We start from the raw sequence: 20,399 nt of genomic DNA on the forward strand, positions 1-20,399 counted from the left end.
TTCGTTGGTCAAAGCGTGGGAGATTTTATTTTCCAATTCAAGTAAAAAATTGAATTGGAAAATATCCCTCATCAAGCCTCTGTTTTAAATCTCTTTTATAACCTCAAACCGCAGGCCATCCGCGCGTGCAAGATAGATAGGCGCCCGGTCGCTTGCGTTGGATGACAGCAGTTTCCGGCCACTGCGGTACACCACAGGCAGGGCATCCGACACCGTATGATCGCGCCAGATCTTGGCATGTCCTTCCATCAGACCGGCCAGGAAATGCACCCCTTCGTATGTGGACTGTCCCAAGGCATTCAACACCGGTGCCTGGTCCCCGTGCACGCGGTAGTATTTCTCCTTGAAGGCCTGGTTGGCCTCTGTCGGCAGGGTGCCAAAGTAGGACGACGCGGCGAACAACCGCTTGCTGTTCTTTGCCCCGCATCCCAACAGGCCATTTTCTTCGATGGCACAGGACAGGCGCACCATTCGGTCGTGCAGTTTTGCATTGCCAAAGGCCCGGTTGAAGGCAACGGCGTCCTGCCCCACCAGAGAGATAAGCACCGCTTCGGCACCGGAGTTCGAGATCTCCTCGACAAACCGGCTCATGCTGGTCAGGCCAAAGGGCAGGTATTTCTCATAGGCCAAGCCCACTGACATCTCCTGCAGCTTGGTCTTGGCATAGTTGTGCGAGGTCCGGGGCCAGACATAATCGTTGCCGATCAAAGCCCAGCTGCGCGGTCGATAGGCGTTTTGGATATATTCGATCGACGGGCCGAGCTGTTCTTCGGGTGTTTCACCGATCGCGAACAACCCCTCTGTCCGCTCGCCCCCCTCATAGAGCGGCGTATAGATATAGGGGATGCGTTGACGGACAACCTTGCTGAGCCGTTGGCGAATGGCGCTGATATGCATGCCGACGATGGCATCGATCGAATTGGTCTCGATCAGGTCGTTCACCGTCTCCTCGATCGAAATGCTCGCCTCCATGGCGGCATCTATCATGATCAGCTGCACCTTGCGGCCATCAATGCCATTTGCCCGGTTCAGCTCTTCGACCGCCACTTGCGCACTTGAGATGCAGGAGGGCGCCCATAGACCCGCAGCCCCGCATAGGGGAATGAGAAGGGCAACGCGAAAGATCCCCTTGCCGCGCAAGATCGGATCATCGCGCAGCTCCTCAAGTTCGGTTGGAACACGTGGTAAGGTCGTCAAAGTCGTTCGGCCCTTCCCAGCCGGATCGGGAACCGCTACATACCAATTGATTTTATTTTCCAAGTCAAATAAATTCCAAACGTTACAAGCAGGTGCCCCGATGGAAACGAGTCAAAACCCAATCCAGGACTATCTGTCTTATGCTCTGGCCGCAGCCCATCGAAAGGTGGCCGCGTCGTTGAACTCGCGCCTGAAGCAACACGGCATTCAGATCGAAGCATGGCGGATACTTGAAACCTTGGAAGCGGGCCAGCGGCTGACCATGGGGCAGCTTGCCGAGGTGGTGCTGATGAACCCACCGACCCTGACCAAGCTGGTGGACCGGATGGTTTCGGACGGCCTGGTACACCGGCAAGTGGCACAGGCTGACCATCGCCAGATCAATGTCCTGCCTACGGCCCTTGGCAAGAAGCGGATGCTTCAGATCCGGCAGGAAGTGAAAGAGCAAGATGCCGAATTCCAGTCCTTGCTCGGCAAGGACGAGGCCGACAAGCTGATTGAACTGCTGCGCGGCGTCAGTCAGTAGCGCGCTCGCGGCAAGATCAACTCCCGAGGAACCAAGCGCCCCTGTCGCGGCGGCTTGCGTTCTGCCATGGCCCCACAGGCGCCTGTCCATCGCCCGACACTTGGCCATTGAGGGCATTGGCGCCGGGTATGGCACCGCAGCTTTCAGGCCAATCCGGACCTCTGGGTTTCAGCACCAACTGATCAAAAAAGAGCAGGGCCATGACAGCCCTGCCCCTCCCATGTGCCGATGTCCTGCACCGCGCGGTCTACCTGTCGTTCCTCCCCAGGCGACAGGCGAAACCGGGTCAGTGTACCAGCAGACGGGCTTCGTGTTTCTTCAGCGACCGGCGCGCCGAGGTATAGGCCTCGCGGCCTTCCTCTGTCTGCAGCTCCGGGAACAGTTCGAACACCTCGTTGCGCTGCTCCAGATCCAGGCCGCGCAGGGTCAGATCGCCCGGCTGGAAGCTTTCGGTCCAGGCGCCATCGGAGAGCACCACCTCGTGCTGATCGAACATGAAGTGAATGTAGGTCACCGCAGTGGTTTCCACCACATCCACCCCGTCCAGACCGGTCAGGTGCTTGGCGGCAACCAGGACTTCGCGATCCTCGAAGTAGAAGGCTGTCTTGTCATTTGCGACCAGAACCCGGTGATTGGGGCTGACCATCATGTCGCGCTCGGGCAGACCGTTGCCAAGAGCACCCTGGCGGATCAGCACCGGCTGCAGATGCGCAGCACCCTTCAGCTCTGCGGGGCTGAGGCTGCGGGTGCCGACCCAGCGGATCTCCTGGATGCCGTTGTCGCGGGTGATCACGCGGTCTCCGGCCTGCAGCTCTTCCACCTTACGCTCCCCATGCGGAGTGGCGATCAGGGTGCCCGGCGTGAAGCAGGGGATGATCCGCTCGATCTCGCTGTAGGTCATGGAGCCGACGACCGCGTCCGAGCTGTCCAGCAGGTTGATGGTGCCGGAGTAGCTGTTGCCATCCGCATCCAGGGTGCGCGAGGCGATCTCGAAGTTCACGCCGGTCAGGTCCAGCGTGTCATAGTCGTCGCCGGTCGAGCCGCCATCGACCACGTCGCCATCGGTGCCACCAATAAAGTAGTCACGATCGGCATCACCGCTGAGGGTGTCGGCGCCGTGGCCGCCAGTGATCATGTCGTTGCCGACGCCACCGGTCACCTCATCGTCATCGATGCCGGCATCGATGGTGTCATCGCCTTCGCCACCGGAGATGACATCGTCATCGTCCTGGCCGTAGATCACATCGTTGCCCGCACCACCTTCGATGGTATCCATGCCATTGGTGGGATCGGGATCCACCGGGCGGCCATCGGCGCCATCGTCCATGATGTTCAAACCATCGGGGAAGACCGGGTCCAATCCGCCATAGATGGTATCATCGCCCGCGCCGCCCATCAGGCTGTCGGAGCCTTCGCCACCGGTGATCAGATCGTTGTCGTCACCACCATCGACGGTGTCGTCGTCGATACCTGCGTCGATCACATCGTCGCCACCATCGCCCGAGATCATGTCGGCATCATCGCCTGTGGTGATGGTGTCATTGCCCGCGCCACCCACAACGGTATCCATGTCGTCGGTCGGGTCGGCGTCCGCCGGGATCGGAGGGATCGAGGGTGTGGTGCCCGTGTAGCCGGGGAAACCGCGGTCGGGCAGCGGCGTCGGCTCATTGCCCGAGGTATCAATGACATCATCGCCATCCCCGCCATCGACGCTGTCGGAGCCATCGCCACCGGTCAGGCTGTCATCACCGCCATTGCCGATGATCACATCGTCACCGTCGCCGCCGTCGATGGTGTCATCGCCGGGCACGATCGGAGCGGCCGGGTCGGTCGCGTCGAAATAGACGTCCGACACATCGATGCCGCTGTTGTTGGGTCCGGGCTGGCTGTGTTCGATCACGATCTGCGAGACCGGCCCCGGAATGGTGACCAGCAGGGAATGGTCGGCATTGTCATTGCTGGCATAGGTGCCGGGCACCGACACATCCGCCGTATCGTCGCCAGCCACCGCATCTGTGTCGGACATGGTCAACGCCGGGCCACCCGCCAGGTTGACCACAACCGGGTTGCCGCTGGCGTCATAGGCGGTGATCTGTACCGAACTATTGCCGTCGATATCGTTGACGCGGAAGGAGACATTGCCGACAGAGTCAGAGAAATCCAGCTGATAGGTCGCCGCATTGCCGTCACCGTTCATGACGGAGGACAGGCCGCTGTTCGGATCCGCCGGGCTGCCGCCGGTATCGATATTGCCGACGAACTGCGTGGCGTTGCCGAATTCGGTTTCCACGCCTGAGCTTTGCGATTGAACGGAGAAATCGACCGTGACCGAACCGGTATCCTGGCTGAAGCCGCCGGTCAGATCATCGTCGGGATCGACCGCGCCGCCATCATCGGGATCCGGCGCCAGATCCCACTGGAACACCTCGCGGCTGCTGCTGCCAGCACCCGGCGCATCGGTATCGCCTTCGATCACATCGTCACCGACTCCGCCATTCAGAACATCCGCACCCGATCCGCCATGAACCGTGTCATCTCCGACACCGGCCTCGACCGTGTCATCTCCGGCACCGGCATTGACCAGATCATCATCGGGACCGACCGTGGGGTCGATGGCGTCGCCCGCATCGATCATGTCGCCCTCGGGATCGCCTGTGTAGGCGGCATCGATCAGATCATCCGTGGCAGCACCTTCGACAATGCCATCAAGGCCCGAAACGATCACGTCCTCGTCCAGAACCGCCACATAGTCGATGATCCCATCGAAGGACTGCGCCCCGTCCCCGGCAGCGCCGATGGAGAAGCTGTCCTCTCCGGCGCCGGCGACATCCAGCGTCATACCGGCCACATCATCCCCTGCGGTGGCGACGGTCCCTTGGGTGGTGTTCTCGACCACCATGGTCTGCCCTCCGTCGGTCCAGGCGTATTTCACGGTCAGGATATCACCGGAGGTGAAGAAACCCGGATCCGTGGACAAGAGCACCGACGAGCCCCCATCCGCATGCACCACCTCGATCGCACCGTCCGATGTGGTGCGGATTTCGAAGTTTTCGCCATCGGCGTCGCCCGGTGTTTCAAGCCCGCGGCTCACCACGGTCTGCGAGCCGGAAGCCGGAACGTCATTGGGGCGGAACGTGGTGATGATCGTGCCTTCGGTCAGATCGAAGGGATCATCCTGGCTGCCATCGACGGTGAACTGGGTATCCGAGCCGTTGCCGACCATCCAGCCACCGGCATAGCCGGTTGTGGGCGAGCCCGCCCCATCCTGGGCAATGCCGTCGCCCAGACCGGTATCGTCTTCGGTATACCCGTCACGGAAATCCCACAGCCCAATCAGATTGGCCGAATAAGGGTTGTCGAAATTCTTAGCCATCACAGTCTCCTTATCGGCGCATCTATTCGCCTGATACCCCATGCGCTGCAAAGGCGCCGAACCTCTTCGGCGAAACAGCGCGCAAGGCGTTAAATCCAGCCAATATCAGGGAGCTCGGCGCGCAACCGTTCACAGGGCGCGCGTCCACGACCTGCACAGGCGCCTGCGGTCGCGGTGTCCGGTTTCACAACCTTCGACACCAATCACGATCCAACAGGACACAACCGCCAAACAGCAGCGTTCGCAGCGAACAGCGCCTCCACCAATTACTGGCATACGCAGCAACAGCCCCCCCAAATGGGCATCTTCAAACTACTGCAGCCCCCGAGGCGGACAAAAGAAAAATTTGAACGAAACTTTACCGGATCGCCGCGACAGCCCGGAAGAAGGCCTGCACCGGACCAAATGCGCGGTTCAGATTGTTTCCAGGGCGATTTATACATTTTGCAACAATCGGTTGCCCTGCTGCACATTGGGCAGATATGCGCCGTTTTGGCAGAAAAACAGCGCCAACTCACCCCGATCAGGTGGTTCTTTGTTTCCACCTGGATATCAATTGACGGCCTGGGAAACCCATACAATCAACCAAATCGATCACCCTGCAATATGACGCAGGACCGCATTATCGGCGACAATGAAAGAGCAATATCCGTACCGTCTCTGATTTGGAACACATAAACCGAAAAACCGACCCGAATCACGGGCCCTTTTCATCCGGTTGGTGGTGCATTTCGCGCCAAAGCAGGGATCCCACTTGCGGATTATCCCTGCAGATCACGACCCAAGCAACGTTCATTCGGCAGGCTTCAAGCCTACTTGTCGGTCTCACCTTCAGCCGAGTCGACATCGTCGAGATCCGGGCGTTCCGGGAGTTCGGAGAGTTCGGGGTGTACCGGAGGCTGCTGGCTGTCTTCCCGGTCCTCAGCCTCCTGTGCCGCAGGAACAAGCGCCTCGGGATTGCGAATCCAGATGTCGCGCTGCGCAAAGGGAATTTCGATACCTGCTTCCTCGAACCTGCGGGCAATCTCATAGTTCATGTCGGATTTGACAGACAGCACCCAGTTCACGTCGCGCAGGATCGCCCGGATTTCAAAATCCAGGCTGTCGGCGCCAAACCCCTGGAAGATCACCTTTGGCTCCGGATTCAACAGGACCATGGGATGTGCCTCGGCGACCTGCAACAGGATCGCTTCCACCTGGCGCGGATCGGTACCGTAGGCCACCCCGACCGGCACGATCACCCGGCCGACCGTATTGCCACGGGTATAGTTGGTCACCGTCCCGCTGATCAGGTCGGAGTTGGGAACAATCACATCGGTGCGGTCGAAGGTCTCGATCCGGGTCGCGCGGACAGAGATGTCGCGCACATAACCCATCAGCCCGCCAACCTCGATCCAATCCCCCTTGGAGATCGGCCGTTCAATCAACAGGATGATACCCGAGACAAAATTGGAAACGATGGTCTGCAGGCCAAAGCCGATCCCGACCGACAGCGCACCGGCAACAATCGCCAAGGAGGACAGATCGAAGCCGGCGGTCGAAATTGCAACCACCGCCGCAAGGAAGATCCCCACATAGCCAAGCCCCGAAACAATGGCATTCTGCCCACCCGGATCAATATTGGTCTTGGGCAGGAGCGAATTGCGCAGGCTGCCCTGCACGATCCGCGTCACCGTGTACCCAATGGCAAAGACTACTGCAAAGCTGAGAAAAGCTGTCGGAGAGATCCGCGTGTCACCAATGCTGAAGCCGACAAGGAACCGCGACCACAGTTCGGTCAGATCGGCAACCCGGGCGCCCCAGATCAAGGCCAGCAAAGGCAGCACCAGGACAATCAGCCCAAAGCCGACCATGACCGTGAACAGTGACTCCTGAGCCGCCTGCTCCTGGCCGCTGAGCCAGCCATAGGTATCCCCCAGGAACCGCTGCAGCACCAGCGTGGTGGCCAATACGGCAAGCGTCGCGATCGTGGGATAGACCAGCCCTTCAGCCGCGCTGAGATAGCCTGCCGAAGCCAGAAGCGGGGACAGAATGGCAATCGCATAGGCGCCCTTTTGCAGAAGGGCAACGATCTTGCTACCACCGGCACCGACCGTGTCCTCGACCTCGGACCTGGATGCCTCCCGCGATGCGATGGTCAGCCGCAACAGCCGCACCAGCAGCAGGGACGCCGCCAAGATCAGCGGAAAGGCCAGAACCGCCTCGGCTTCAGGTGACATCCGCTCTATCTGTTCCAGCCGCCCCAGCGCGTCCTGCAACACCAGGACCAGCGCCATAAGGTCGACCATCAACCGGGCCTGCTTGCGGCGATTGTCGGCCACCGGCAGAAGATCCGGCCGACCGCGAGGGACGAACAATTGCTCTCCCAGCCAGCGGAACGACAGGATCAGCAGCGCCCAAAGCGGCACATAGCTGCCAAGCAGAGTGCCGCGCAGTCCGAGGATCCCCGCCAGCCCCACGGCCTTGGTCAGCAATAGTATCCCCACAAAAGGCAAAATCACCTGCAGCAGCGAAACCACAAAGCTCCACACCCCTGTGCCCATACCGCCAAATTCACGCAGGTAGTCCCCCGCCGCACGGGCCCAGGGACGCCCGCGCATCAGCAGCAAGGCGGAGAGGATCACGAGCGCCAGAATGGCGGGCAGACTGTCATTGATCCGCTCGCGCGTGGTGTCGTGCACGATCTGGACAACTGTCTCCTGCCAAAGCGCCGTGCCAATGCTCACCAGGACCGATACAGCGCCGGGCCAGTGCTCGGGGTTCAGGGGGGATGCCCCACGCTCCAGCAGCCGCTCGGTGCGCCGCTCGCGCACGATCTTGTCGATTTCCGCGATCAAGCCATCGGCGCGGCGATAAGCTTCCTCGGCCACCACGCGCGGCACCTGCAAGGCGCTCAATTGCTGCGTCAGGCTGGCCCGCAACGCGGCGATGTCCTGGGCTTCGCCCTCCCCTTCAGTCGGCGCCGGTCCGAGCGCCTCCAGCTGCCCTTTCAGGGTACGGATACGGTCAGCGTTTTCACTGCCTGCGGTCAGAAAGCCTTGCCGATAGCCCGCCAATTCGCTGCGCAGCTGTTCCAGCGCCGCGCTGGAGGCCCGATTGGTATCGATCACCTCTTCGGCCCGGCTGGCTGTCTTCTGCCAAGCGTCGATCGTTTCGGCATATCCGGCTGGGATCTGCGCAAAAAGCGGCAGGGCCAGGGCGATCAGCAGCGCCAGCCCATAGAGCCACAGCCGAAAAAGGGAACCCGCCCGCGCCATTCCCATCAAACGTCTTCGAAGACGCCCGGGATCGAGGCCGGCGCATGGGTCATCCAATCCGGCACCGGCAGGCTCTTTTCACGCAGGAAATCGGGGTTGAACAGTTTCGACTGATAGCGGGTGCCATAGTCGCACAGCACCGTCACGATGGTCTTGCCCGGCCCCATGTCCTTGGCCATGCGCACCGCACCGGCGATATTGATCGCCGAGGATCCGCCCAGCACCAGCCCTTCATTATGGAGAAGGTCAAAGACAAACGGCAGCGCCTCTTCATCGGGGACCTGGTAGTTGAAATCGGGGGTAAAGCCTTCCAGGTTCTTGGTGATGCGCACCTGTCCGATTCCTTCGGCGATGGAAGAGCCTTCCATGGCGATCTCGCCGGTGGTGTAATAGCTGTAAAGCCCCGCCCCCATGGGATCGGCAAGGCCGATCTTCACGCCCTTGGGCTGCAACGCCTCTGCCACACCCGCAAGGGTACCGCCCGATCCCACCGCACAGATGAAGCCATCCACCTTGCCGTCGGACTGTGTCCAGATCTCGGGGCCGGTGGTTTCCACATGGGCCTGACGGTTGGCAACATTATCGAACTGGTTGGCCCAGATCGCGCCGTTGGGTTCCGTCTTTGCCAGTTCCTTGGCCAAACGTTCCGAGTAACGCACGAAGTTGTTGGGGTTGCGATAGGGCGCTGCGGGCACCTGCACCAGTTGCGCACCGGCGAGGCGCAGCATGTCCTTTTTCTCTTCCGACTGGGTTTCGGGAATGACGATCACCGTCTTGAACCCCATCGAAGCCCCGACCAGCGCCAGGCCAATCCCGGTATTGCCGGCGGTGCCTTCCACGATGGTGCCGCCCGGCTTCAGATCCCCGCGCGCAATGGCGTCGCGGATGATGTAAAGGGCGGCGCGGTCCTTCACCGACTGGCCGGGGTTCATGAACTCCGCCTTGCCGAGGATTTCACAGCCGGTTTCCTCGCTGACGCGGTTGAGCCGGATCAGAGGCGTATGGCCGATGGCATCGGCCAGGTCACGTGCAATGCGCATGGTATCCCTTTCAGTCGTTCCCAAAAGACTTAGACAAGCCCCTGCCCGATCACAAGGTGTGAAGCGCCAGGCTCACGCCCCCTGGCCGTCTCGTGAACGAAGTCTCTCCCGGTGCCGGGCCAGCCACAGCGCCGCTGTCACCAAAGGCATGTCTTGATAGATACAGTTGTCCACCCCATCCATCAATTCCCGGAACGAAATGACTTTACTGCGGATGTCCTCGTTTTCGCTGTCCAGACCGCCGCCGCCCTGCACGGCACGCAAATCCGCGAGCCCCACGAAGAGATGCAGAAACTCACCCGATGAACCGCTGGAAGAGTAGACCTCCCCCACCGGCTCCAGACGGGTGACCTGAAGCCCGGCCTCTTCCTGTGCTTCCCGCAGGGCCGCCTGCTCCGGCGTTTCCCCGGGATCGATCAGACCGGCCACCGGTTCCCACATCCAGGGGCGTTTTTCACCGGCGATGAAGGTCGCGGCGCGGAACTGTTCGATCAACAGCACCTCGTCACGCACCGGATCGTAAGGCAGCACCACCGTGGCCCGGCCCACCAGGGCAACGCCGCGATTGATCACCGGGCTGAAACTGCCATCATAGCGACGGAATTGCAGATCCATCTCCTCCATCGCAAAAAAGTTCACATAGGCGCGCTTGTGCGCGTGCACACGCACGTCCTGCGACAGATCATGCTCCGGATCCTCGGAGCGCGCCTGCGCCGCCAACCAGGAAGAGGCCCGTCGAAACATCGCAGGATAGATCCTGGCGATCTCCTCCTGCGTCTTTCGCCCCTGGTAGGCCATCATCTCTTCCGCGGCGCGCAGCGATGTGGCTGCCCAGTCGCGCTCCCAGTCCTCAAGCTCCCATGGGCCATCTGTCGGCAACTGCCCCGGTATCGGGAAATAGACCTGGGCCTCAATCGTCTCGCCGTGGTGCAGGTGCACCGCAACCGTTTTCACCGTGTAGCCAAAGCCGCCCTCGTAGAAATGCAGCGCCTCCAGATCCGCCTGCGACAGGCCCCGCAGGACGATCCCTTCCGCACTCTGGCCCAGGCAGCTCTCGATCACCGGATAGGGTTGCCCCGCCACCCGGCGCACGCAATGGTCGGCCAGCGTCGCCCCTTCCCCGCCGAGGCGATCCACCGGTCTTTGCAGCACGAGGGCCAGGAGCGGCGCATGGCGCAGCGTTCCATAGAAGAAGAAGTCGGCCATCCGGCAGGTTCCTTTCGGCTTGGGCTAAGGATTGGGGCTGGAATTGTGATTGAGTTCAGCGCCAGCGGTTGTGGGCATTTTCCGTGGCGAGACCCGCCAGAACCCCACCGATCACCAGCGCCGCCAGCACATGCGGCACAGCCATCACAAAGAAGTAGTCCAGCGCAATCGTGAAAATCGCGCTCAGCGCCTCGAACGGGCCATCGTAGCGGTGCCGCATCGCCAGGCGGAACATCTCCCACACCCCTTGGGCGAAAAGCCCCCAGAACACCATCACCGCCATCCCCGTCACACCGTTGTTGATCGCAGGCACCAAACCATGTCCGGCGCGCCGTCCCATCAAGACCCAGCCCGTCACAACCCCGATCGCCATGTTCACATGGGTGAAATAGCCAAAATCGGTGCCCTCCGGCATCAAGGGCATGATCATGCCCGACACCACAAAGGCAAGCAGCGCCATCGACAGGGCTGCGATCAGTCTGGCTCCATTGGGCATTGGCATTCACTCCCCTGGTTTTGGCGGATCCGGGTTCAGCCGCACTGTCCCGTTTTCCGGCCAGGGGTACAAGAGCTGCGTAGAAAGTTCATTGTTTTGTCACGGGGGGTAACCTGAGGTTTTGCCACGAGGACCGCTACCTGCCCTCGCGATGCGCCCCATAGGCCGCCAATGCCCGCTCTCGCCCTGCCTTGAGATCGATCAAGGGCCGGGCGCGCGGCTGATCGGGCGAGAGTTTCCAGCTGCGTGGCGCCGCATCGAAGAAACCGAGCGCGCTTTGCGGCGGCGTGCTTTGGCCTTCGGCGATCCAGCGGCGGATATAGCGGCGGTCGGCGTCGAACTTGTCGATCTGCCCCTCGGGATTATAGATGCGGAAGAACGGAGCCGCATCCGGCCCCGACCCTGCGGTCCATTGCCAGCCCATGGCATTTGCCGCCGGATCCCAATCCACCAGACAGTCGGCGAACCACTCCATGCCGAGCTTCCAATGCACCATCAGGTGCTTGGTCAGAAAACTGGCGACGATCATCCGCGGGCGGTTGTGCATCTTGCCGGTCACATAAAGTTCGCGCATGGCGGCATCTACGAAATCATATCCCGTCTGGCCACGCTTCCAGGCCTCCACATCCGGGGTGGTCTCCTGGCTCCAGCCGAAACTGTTCCATTCGGGGCGCCAGTTCTCACTCAGGATATGGGGCGTGTGATACATCAGGTGATAGGCAAATTCGCGCCAGACCAGTTCCTTCAGGAAGTGCTCGGTACCCTTGCCGCCCTGCGCCATCGCAGCCTGTCCCAGATGCCACATCCGATGCGGGCTGATTTCGCCCCAGGCAAGGTTTTCAGACAGGCCCGAGGTCGCATCCAGCGCCGGGAAATCGCGCAGATCCTTGTAGCGGTCCACCGCGTTGCTCAGGAAGGCCTCCAATCGCTCCAGAGCCGCGGATTCGCCTATGCGGCAATGGGCCCGCACCACCGCCGCGCCGCGCCGCATGGCTGCCCCCATCTGAAAGCTGTCCAATGCGTCGTTGTTCGGCCAGGTGTCCGGCGCCGGTATCTTGCCCGGCTCCGGCAGCAGGGCATCCGGCTCACGGCTCCGCACCGCCTTCCAGAAGGGCGTATAGACCCGGAACATGCCGCCCGCCTTGGTCTCCACCGTCCAGGGCTCAAACAACAGCCGCCCGCCAAAGGATATTGCCGCGACACCCGCGGAATTCAGGGTCTCCTTGATTTCGGTATCCCGCGCGATGGCCTGAGGATCATAAAGGCGCGACCAATAGACCTGCCCGGCCCCGGTTTCAGCGATAAGCTCCTGCAGCGCCTCCAAGGCATCGCCGCGCCGAAAGGTCAGGCGGCTGCCCCGGCTTTCCAGCGTCCTGGCGAAATGTTCCAGCCCCAGCCCAAGCCGGAACTTGGGCGCGGCCCCAAGTGCCGCTTCCTGGTCATCCAGAATATAGACCGGGATCACCGGAGCCTGCCCCGCTACGGCTGCGGTCAGGGCGGGATTATCTGCCAGACGCAGATCGCGGCGAATCCACCAGATCACCGGAGTTTGGCTGTTCATATACGTGGGCCTTCGTGCTGAGAAACGCTACAGCACGCGATCTAGAGCCTCGATCAGCCGGGTCACCTCATTTTTGCTGGTGTAATGCGTGAAACTCATCCGCAGGACACCCTGATCGGGGTTTACACCCATCGCCTCCAGCGCGCGGACCGCGTAGAAATCGCCGCCCCCCGCCATGATGCCATGGGCGGCCAGATCCTTTGCCACCTCTTCGCCGGGGCGGTTGATGGCGACGGCCACGGTGGGCGCGCGCCGGGCCGCATCCGAGGGGCCAATCAGGCGCAGATCATTGCGATCCTTCACCGCGTCCAGCAGCGGCTGCAACAGCTCCACCTCATGCGCCCGCATCAGGTCATGCACAAATGCGCCGCGGGCAACGGCCCCTTCCGAAGGGCCGCCATGATGATCACAGAGCGCATCGATGTAATCGGCCATGCCCGCACTCGCCGCCACCTGGGCATGATCCGGCCCGGCAGGGGTGAAGCGTTTATATAGAACACCGCCGTTGAAATAGTGCCCCTGGTTGGGCAGCAATTCCCCCAGGGCGCGGCGGATCACCATCACACCCTGATGGGGCCCGTAGGTCTTATAGGCGGAAAAGAGATAGATATCCGGCCCCAGCTCATCGACGTTGGGCAACCCATGCGGCGCATATGACACGCCATCGACGCAGACAAAGGCCCCCGCCGCATGGCACAGCGCGGTGATCTCGGTCACCGGGTTGATCTCTCCCACCACGTTGGAGCAATGGGGAAAGCAGACAAGCCGGACGTTTTCATCCAGCAGATCTTCCAGAGCGCTTGGATCCAGATGCCCGCTCAAAGGGTCGATCTTCCATTCCCGGATCTCGATCCCCTCTTCGGCCAGGCGGCGCCAGGGGCCGCTGTTGGCCTCGTGATCCTGGTTGGTGACAATGATTGCCTCACCCGGGGACAGAAACTGGCGGAAGGCCTGCGCCAGCACATAGGTGTTCTGGGTGGTGGAGGGACCGAAGCTGACTTCATCCGTCTGCACGCCCAGGATCGCCGCCAGGCGCTGGCGCGCCTCGTCCATTTCGGTCCCGGCCAGAGTCGAGGCCTCATAGGGGGCATAGGGCTGCACCTTGCGCTGGGTATAGAACCGGGTCAGCCGGTCGATCACCGGCTTGCAGGTGTAAGAGCCACCGGCATTCTCGAAAAAGGCCTGCCCCTCCAAAGAAGGTTCGGAAAAGGCAGGGAACTGCCCACGCACAAAATCGATATCCAAAGCCATCTTTGCCCCCCACATTATCGGTCACAAAAGGGATGCAGGTCTTCCCCGTGAAGGTCAAGCACAGCCGTGCAGAACCCTACCAGAATGGAAAACACGCGGCGCATAGGCCGCGTGTTTGATCACATCCCGCATTGGATGCCTTATCAGCCGTTCACATCCACAACCACACGGCCCTGGACCTGACCTTTCAGGATATCGGCCCCCAGTTGCGGCAGATCCTTCAGGGTTGCCGGGCGGATCATCGCCTCCAGCTTGTCCATCGGCAGGTCGGATGCGATCCGCTGCCAGGCGCGCAGGCGGTTGTCATAGGGTTGCATCACGGAATCAATGCCCAGGAGGTTCACCCCCCGCAGCAGGAAAGGCACCACCGTTGCAGGCAGGTTGGCACCGCCAGCCAGCCCCACAGCAGCAACCGAGGCTCCGTATTTCATCTGACCCAGCACCCGCGCCAGCATGGGACCACCCACCGCATCGATGCAGCCCGCCCAGGTTTCGCTTTCCAGCGGCCGCTTGACCGTCTCGTTGATCTCTTCACGCGCAACGATCTGTGTCGCGCCAAGGCCGCGCAGGTAGTCCTCGGTCTCGGGGCGTCCGGTGACGGCGGCCACCTCATAACCCAGATGCGCCAGGATCGCGGTCGCGACCGAGCCGACCCCCCCCGCAGCACCGGTCACCAGAACCGGGCCGTGGTGTTTCTCCATCCCGTGGTCCTCCAGCGCCATCACCGCCAGCATCGCGGTGAAGCCGGCCGTGCCCACGGCCATGGCCTGCCGGGTATCCAGCCCCTCGGGCAGCGGCACCAGCCAGTCCGCGCGCACACGGGCCTTCTGGGAATAGCCACCCCAATGGGCCTCGCCCACCCGCCAACCGGTCAGCACCACCTTGTCACCGGGCTTGTAGCGATCATCGGAAGAAGCCTCGACCGTACCGGCGAAATCGATGCCCGGAACATGAGGATACTTGCGCACCAGCCCGCCGCCGGGACCGATGCAGAGCCCGTCCTTGTAGTTCACGGTGGAGTATTCCACCGCCACCGTCACCTCGGCCTCGGGCAGATCGTCAAGCCCGATCTGTTCGACCGCGGCGGATGTCTTGCCGCTCTCTTCGTCCTTGTTCACCACCAATGCATTGAACATGCCCATCTCCCCTTTCGCTAAATCCAGAATGTCTCGCGCACGCTGGCCGCGCGCATGCCGTCCGGCGTTTCCACTTCAAGCCGGGTGCCCTCATCCCAATGAGTCATGCGCACCATGCCGATGGCCACATTGGTCTGAAAATCCGGCGACCAGGCTGCCGAGGTCACCCGCCCGACCCGGCGCCCGCCGGAATAGACCGGCCAGATCTGATCACAGGGCGGCACCGCATCGCCATGGATCGAGATCGCGCGGATCTGCTGGACCGGCCCTTCCTTGGCCACCCGCAACAGCGCATCGCGACCGATACAGCCGATAGCCGTATGGGTATTGCAGAACCGACCGAGCCCGCATTCATGGGGCGTGTTGTCATCGGTCATGTCGTTACCATAGCTGAGCAGACCACCCTCGATCCGCTCGATCAGATTGGGGCAGCCGGCGCGCACCTCCAGATCTTCGCCCGCCTCGAACAGCTTGCGCCACAGCGGCATGCCGAATTCGCTGCCCTCCACGTAGATCTCGAAACCACCCTGCTTGGAATAGCCCGAGCGCGCAATCACCAAGTCATGGCCCTGGAACTGGTAGACGCCAAAGCGGAAGAACCGGATGTTGCGGATGCTTTCGCCAAAGACCCGCACCATCAGTTCCTCGGCCTTTGGCCCCTGTACCGCAAGTGGCGACACATCCGGCTCATCCACCAGCACATCCAGGCGCCAGCCATTGGCGATACCCTTGACCCAGTAGAGAAGATCGCTGTCGGCGATGGAAATCCACCAGCGGTCATCCGCAAGCTTGACCGCGACGGGGTCGTTCAGCATGCCGCCCGTTTCATCCACGATCGGCACATAGTAGCACTGGCCTGCCGTCATGCCGCGCAGATCGCGCGGGGTCAGCATTTGCATCAGCCGCCCGGCGTCAGGCCCGCGCAGTTCCACCTGACGTTCACAGGCCACATCCCAGACCTGCACGTGGCGTTTCAGGTGATGGTAATCGGCCTCCACGCTTTCGAAAACCGTGGGCAGCAGCATGTGGTTATAGACCGTGTAGCCTTTGACCCCGGCAGCCTCCACACCTTCGGAAAAGGGTGTGCGCCGCAGACGACGGGATGGTGAGATCAGAGCCATTGCAAATCCTCCCAGGCAATGGTGAGCCTCTGCCCCAGGGGCGGCAGAGCGCGACTCAGGACTTGAACTTTAAATGTCAGACTTTTAAATGTCTGACAAATAATTTCTGCACCCTGCCTCCGTCATACCTGCGGGTACGGCGGTAGGCTCAGCAAACCGCAGCGGATCCGCCGATGAAGATCGACCCCAAAAGCACAGATGACCTCTCCGTTCAGATCGCCGAGGCCATCAAGGATGCCATCATGAGCGGTGCCCTGATCGTGGATGAGCGGCTGCCGTCCGAGGCCGAGCTGGCCGATCATTTCGCGGTGTCCCGCCCGACGGTACGCGAAGCCTTGAAACGGCTGGCGGCACAGGCGTTGATCCGCACCCAGCGCGGCGCGGCCGGCGGCGCCTTTGTCAACCGGCTGAGTTTCGAGGATGCCCACGCCCAGCAGATCACGACCTCGACGCTGCTATTGTCGATGAATGCGGTCAGTTTCGACACCGCCTGCGAAGCGCGATTTGCGCTGGAGCGCGCCTGCGCCCCGCTTTCGGCGCTGCGGCGTACCCCGGATCACCTGGCGGCCATGCGCGCCGAAATCCTACGCCAATCCCAGCCGGGGCTGACGGATGAGACCTTTTGCGCCTCGGATGTGGCCTTTCACCGTGCCCTGGTGGATGGCGCGGACAATCCGGTGCTGTCCTATCATCTTGCCGGTGCAGTCGAGGCGATGCAGCCCCTGATGAACATGATCACCTTCACCGCACGGGATCGCGCCCGCATCATCGCCCTGCATCAGGGCATCGCAGATGCCATCGAAGGCGGTGATGGAGACGCGGCCAACAGGATCCTGACAGAGCTGGAAGACGAAACCCGCAAGCTGGCCCGCGACGTCTTTGCCGCCCGCATGCCTGCGCAAGCGGTGTGACACCGGCCCCTTGCGTCTCCCCCTTGATCCCGCCCTTCTGATCAAGAAACCGGCCTCCGGAAAACCTGTGCCCGGGCTACGGTTGCCCCTTTTATTCCGCCCCGCCTGATCCTATATTCGTTCTGTCTCCTCGTGGGACTATGGACATAAACGCGCTCGTAATAAGCGGATCGGACCCGGGGGCGGTACCCGGCGGCTCCACCATAAACCTTCTGGCAGTCTCCTTCGTTTGGGGAGCGCTTTCAGAACCGGGGGGCCGAAATAGGATCGACGAACGTCTAAAGGGGTTAGCTTTGTCTCGGCTGTCTGCCACCGTTACCGGCGAAAACAGTACAATTGCAAACGACAATCGTGCTCCGGTTGCTCTGGCTGCGTAAGCAGTTCGAGTCGAACCGACTTTAAGTCCTTATGCCTAGCCGCGTAAGGCGGGGTTCGCAGGTACCTGGCAACAGAAACCTGCACTTTACCTCTTCCGTGATCCTGTTCGCTATTGCCGGTGTCACCCATCTATTCGGTGTCACCCATTGCCTTGATCAAACCCGCTTGGGCTGGCTCTCCTCCCTTTTGGAGAGCGCTTGCCGGAAACATATGAGCAGATGCCCGCTCACTGTTTTGAGGGAACGTATCTCGTTGAGATTTTATTCAGATTTTGCGCCGATCCTCCTTCACAACACGGAGACATGACATGAGCAACATCGACGTTTTGCGCAACTGGTACACCGAGGTCTGGGAAAAGGGGAACCTGGACGTGATTGGCGACTATTTTGCGCCCGATACAATCGCCAACGGCGTTGTTCCGGAGATGCAGATGGGGACCGACGACTTTCGCGATCTGGTCATGGCCTTTCAGGCGCATGTCGGCAAGTTCAAGGTCTTCCTGCCAAAGATCGTCGAAGATGGAGACTGGCTGTCCGCCATCGTGATCGTGCGCACCACCCGGGCCGACACCGGCGCCCCGATTGAGGTGACAGGCCAGGTCATGACGCGTTTTGAAAACGGCAAGATTGTCGAGGCATACAATCACTTCGACTATATCTCACTGCTGGAGCAGATGGGCATGCTGCCGACGGATACCATGCCCATCTGCATGACCGGGCAACGCCTGGACTGGCAGCAGTAAGGCGCAAGCCAGCCGCTGGGGCATCTTCTGCGTCGGCGTTTTCTACCCTGGCTCTATCCCGGCGATTTCTGCACAGGCCACTGTCGGCCTGCGCACAGCCCTGCTGCATCGGCCCTATCTAATTGATTTTCAGTCACAAAAATTGCCAATAAAATCACCCCTCCCCCCATCGACACCGGTATTGGCAAAGAGTATCAGGTTGAACCTTCAACTATGACTGATCGAGATACTCCTTCATGACGACCCCTCCCAGCCGCAACCTGGAGATTGTGAAACACTGGTTTCACGAGCTTTGGGAAGAAGCCGACACAGCCGCCATTCAGGCACTGGCACAGTCCGGCACCAAGATGCACGGACCAATTTCCGACTTGGGCACGCCTCATAGCGACTACGGAGAAGTGGTCCGGGCGCTGAACAACCTGCTGCAGAACATCGTCTTCGAGTATGCCAACCCGATTGAACAGGGGGAGTGGATTGCCTTTCAATTGATCGTCAATGCCGACTCCGTTGCAACCGGTCAGAGCCTCCGCTTTTCGGGGCACATCAGCGCGCGGGTGACAGATGGCCAGGTTGCGGAGATCTTCTCCACCATGGACTACATGACCATGTTCGAGAAGCTTGGTCAGCTTCCGGAGGAATCGCTGCCGATCTGCCTGACCGGGGAAAGGCTCATCTGGGCGAAATAGGGATCGGGCGCCGCCGATCCCGGCACAAGATTTCACTGTCTCCCACCCCCGGCTTGGCCTATAGCCCTTGGCGGATCAGGTCAAAACAGCACCGGAGAGCGACGTGACCAGAGGCATCAAGGAGCAAGGCCCGGGTTTTCCCGAGCTGTTTCGCGTTTTCCTGCGCATCGGCCTGATGAGCTTTGGCGGCCCCGCCGCGCAGATTGCCCTGATGCATCGCGAACTGGTGGAACAACGTCCCTGGCTCAGCGATACGGAGTTCCTGCGAGGACTGTCCTTTTGCATGCTGCTGCCCGGTCCCGAGGCCATGCAGCTGTGCACCTATACCGGCTGGCGGCTACGCGGTGTCGCCGGGGGGATCCTCGCCGGATTGCTGTTCGTCCTGCCCGGAGCCCTGGTCATTGCCCTGTTGACCTGGCTCTATGCCGCCTATGGCACGCTGCCGACCGTTCAGGCCGCATTCTCCGGGATCAAGGCGGCGGTGATCGTGATCGTGCTGCAGGCCCTGTGGCGATTGCGGCAAAAGGCACTGCATGCCCCTGTCGATTGGGGGCTGGCCTGTTTTGGCTTCATCGCCCTTTTCTGTCTTGGGCTGCCCTTTCCGGCGGTGATCCTGTCAGCCGGGCTGCTTGGGATGCTCCTGAAGCCCATAAACCGCGAAGAGCCTGCTGCTGCGCCCTATGAAACCGATCTGTCAGCCAGCCTCGGAACGGTTCTTTTCTGGTCAGCCCTCTGGCTGGTGCCACTGCTGAGTCTTGAGCTGTTGCACAACGGCTTTCTCGCCGACATCGGCTGGTTCTTTGCCAAGCTTGCGGTTGTCACCTTTGGCGGCGCCTATGCGGTGTTGGCCTATCTGGGCCAGACCGTGGTGGAACAACACGGCTGGATCACGGCCGGGCAGATGATCGATGCGCTTGGCCTGGCGGAAACGACGCCGGGGCCGCTGATTCTCGTCACCCAGTTCGTGGCCATGCTGGCAGGGCTGACCCAAGGCGGCATGCCGATGTTCCTGGCAGCGGGGGTGGTCGCGCTTTGGGCGACCTTCGTGCCTTGTTTTCTGTGGATCTTCACGGCTGCCCCCTTCATCGAAGGCCTGGCACGGCATCCGCGCCTGGGCAATGCGCTCCAGTCCATCACGGCCACCGTGACCGGCGTAATCCTCAATCTCAGCCTGTGGTTCATGGCCCATGTGCTGTTTGACCGCCTGTCTGCCGTGCACCTTGGTCCGGTTTCCTTTGCCGTGCCCGAGTGGAGCAGTCTTGATGCCAAGGCTGCCATCCTGACCCTTGTTGCCATCTTGGCCTCCGTGCTTTTACGCGGCAAGTTGATGCCGCTTCTGGTTCTGATGGCAGGCGCGGGCCTGGCCCTGTCACGACCTGAGATTGCATCCCTGCTCTAAGATGAAACCTGCAGCCCTATGGGCAAGGTAACAAGTGGCAAGCATTTTTTTGAAATCGCTTCCGGCGCCTATTTCGTTTCCCGCAAATTCGCCTATGCTGGGGGCAAAGGAAAAGGGGT

16 protein-coding genes and 1 other RNA gene are annotated in these 20,399 nt (G+C 61.2%); 7 read left to right on the forward strand and 10 right to left on the reverse strand.

What is annotated here, in order from left to right; genetic code table 11:
* Positions 1 to 84: 84 nt before the first annotated feature.
* On the reverse strand, positions 85 to 1,197 hold the full coding sequence (locus tag PXK07_RS01055) for a substrate-binding domain-containing protein (protein WP_274846328.1): 1,113 nt from the start codon (positions 1,195 to 1,197) through the stop codon (positions 85 to 87).
* A gap of 46 nt (positions 1,198 to 1,243) precedes the next feature.
* Here PXK07_RS01055 and PXK07_RS01060 point away from each other — a divergent pair, with 46 nt between their 5' ends.
* Positions 1,244 to 1,723, forward strand: a complete 480-nt coding sequence (locus PXK07_RS01060) for a MarR family winged helix-turn-helix transcriptional regulator (RefSeq protein WP_274846329.1) — start codon at positions 1,244 to 1,246, stop codon at positions 1,721 to 1,723.
* 286 nt (positions 1,724 to 2,009) lie between these two features.
* On the opposite strand, the gene PXK07_RS01065 is transcribed toward PXK07_RS01060, so the two are convergent.
* Entirely contained in the window at positions 2,010 to 5,096 is a 3,087-nt protein-coding gene (locus tag PXK07_RS01065) for a Hint domain-containing protein (RefSeq protein ID WP_274846330.1), read from the reverse strand.
* Between the two features lie 174 nt (positions 5,097 to 5,270).
* Here PXK07_RS01065 and PXK07_RS01070 point away from each other — a divergent pair, with 174 nt between their 5' ends.
* Positions 5,271 to 5,774, forward strand: coding sequence for a hypothetical protein (locus PXK07_RS01070; protein WP_274846331.1), 504 nt, complete (start codon positions 5,271 to 5,273; stop codon positions 5,772 to 5,774).
* A gap of 134 nt (positions 5,775 to 5,908) precedes the next feature.
* On the opposite strand, the gene PXK07_RS01075 is transcribed toward PXK07_RS01070, so the two are convergent.
* The 8 genes from PXK07_RS01075 to PXK07_RS01110 form a co-directional block, all read right to left on the reverse strand.
* Positions 5,909 to 8,353 carry a DUF3772 domain-containing protein gene (locus PXK07_RS01075; protein WP_446728341.1) on the reverse strand — a complete coding sequence of 815 codons (2,445 nt, stop codon included), beginning with the start codon at positions 8,351 to 8,353 and terminating at the stop codon, positions 5,909 to 5,911.
* Positions 8,354 to 8,358: 5 nt separating this feature from the next.
* The gene (locus PXK07_RS01080) at positions 8,359 to 9,393 is read right to left on the reverse strand and encodes a cysteine synthase A (RefSeq protein ID WP_274846333.1); all 1,035 of its coding nucleotides are present in this window, start codon (positions 9,391 to 9,393) and stop codon (positions 8,359 to 8,361) included.
* A gap of 72 nt (positions 9,394 to 9,465) precedes the next feature.
* The gene (locus PXK07_RS01085; RefSeq protein WP_274846334.1) at positions 9,466 to 10,599 is read right to left on the reverse strand and encodes an NUDIX domain-containing protein; all 1,134 of its coding nucleotides are present in this window, start codon (positions 10,597 to 10,599) and stop codon (positions 9,466 to 9,468) included.
* A 55-nt stretch (positions 10,600 to 10,654) separates the two neighbouring features.
* A complete protein-coding gene (locus PXK07_RS01090) occupies positions 10,655 to 11,095 on the reverse strand; it encodes a TrgA family protein (protein ID WP_274846335.1) in 441 nt (146 codons plus the stop codon).
* A gap of 136 nt (positions 11,096 to 11,231) precedes the next feature.
* Positions 11,232 to 12,656 (reverse strand): cryptochrome/photolyase family protein, encoded by a 1,425-nt coding sequence (locus tag PXK07_RS01095; RefSeq protein WP_274846336.1) that lies wholly within the window; start codon positions 12,654 to 12,656, stop codon positions 11,232 to 11,234.
* A gap of 27 nt (positions 12,657 to 12,683) precedes the next feature.
* Entirely contained in the window at positions 12,684 to 13,907 is a 1,224-nt protein-coding gene (locus PXK07_RS01100) for an aminotransferase class V-fold PLP-dependent enzyme (protein ID WP_274846337.1), read from the reverse strand.
* Positions 13,908 to 14,050: 143 nt separating this feature from the next.
* Positions 14,051 to 15,043 (reverse strand): acryloyl-CoA reductase, encoded by a 993-nt coding sequence (gene acuI / locus PXK07_RS01105; protein ID WP_274846338.1) that lies wholly within the window; start codon positions 15,041 to 15,043, stop codon positions 14,051 to 14,053.
* A gap of 17 nt (positions 15,044 to 15,060) precedes the next feature.
* Positions 15,061 to 16,164, reverse strand: coding sequence for a dimethylsulfoniopropionate demethylase (locus tag PXK07_RS01110; RefSeq protein WP_274846339.1), 1,104 nt, complete (start codon positions 16,162 to 16,164; stop codon positions 15,061 to 15,063).
* Between the two features lie 173 nt (positions 16,165 to 16,337).
* Here PXK07_RS01110 and PXK07_RS01115 point away from each other — a divergent pair, with 173 nt between their 5' ends.
* From PXK07_RS01115 to chrA, 5 genes are all read left to right on the forward strand, one after another.
* Positions 16,338 to 17,075, forward strand: coding sequence for a FadR/GntR family transcriptional regulator (locus PXK07_RS01115; RefSeq protein WP_274846340.1), 738 nt, complete (start codon positions 16,338 to 16,340; stop codon positions 17,073 to 17,075).
* An 85-nt stretch (positions 17,076 to 17,160) separates the two neighbouring features.
* Positions 17,161 to 17,538, forward strand: a transfer-messenger RNA (tmRNA) gene (gene ssrA, locus PXK07_RS01120).
* A gap of 222 nt (positions 17,539 to 17,760) precedes the next feature.
* On the forward strand, positions 17,761 to 18,195 hold the full coding sequence (locus tag PXK07_RS01125; RefSeq protein WP_274846341.1) for an ester cyclase: 435 nt from the start codon (positions 17,761 to 17,763) through the stop codon (positions 18,193 to 18,195).
* Between the two features lie 236 nt (positions 18,196 to 18,431).
* Positions 18,432 to 18,881 (forward strand): nuclear transport factor 2 family protein, encoded by a 450-nt coding sequence (locus tag PXK07_RS01130; protein WP_274846342.1) that lies wholly within the window; start codon positions 18,432 to 18,434, stop codon positions 18,879 to 18,881.
* 175 nt (positions 18,882 to 19,056) lie between these two features.
* Positions 19,057 to 20,280: a chromate efflux transporter gene (gene chrA, locus PXK07_RS01135; protein WP_446728340.1), complete on the forward strand. Its 1,224-nt coding sequence runs from the start codon at positions 19,057 to 19,059 to the stop codon at positions 20,278 to 20,280.
* Positions 20,281 to 20,399 lie beyond the last annotated feature (119 nt).

Origin of the sequence: Phaeobacter sp. QD34_24 (genome assembly GCF_028890115.1) — a bacterium.
In the GTDB taxonomy this organism is placed as follows: domain Bacteria; phylum Pseudomonadota; class Alphaproteobacteria; order Rhodobacterales; family Rhodobacteraceae; genus Phycobacter.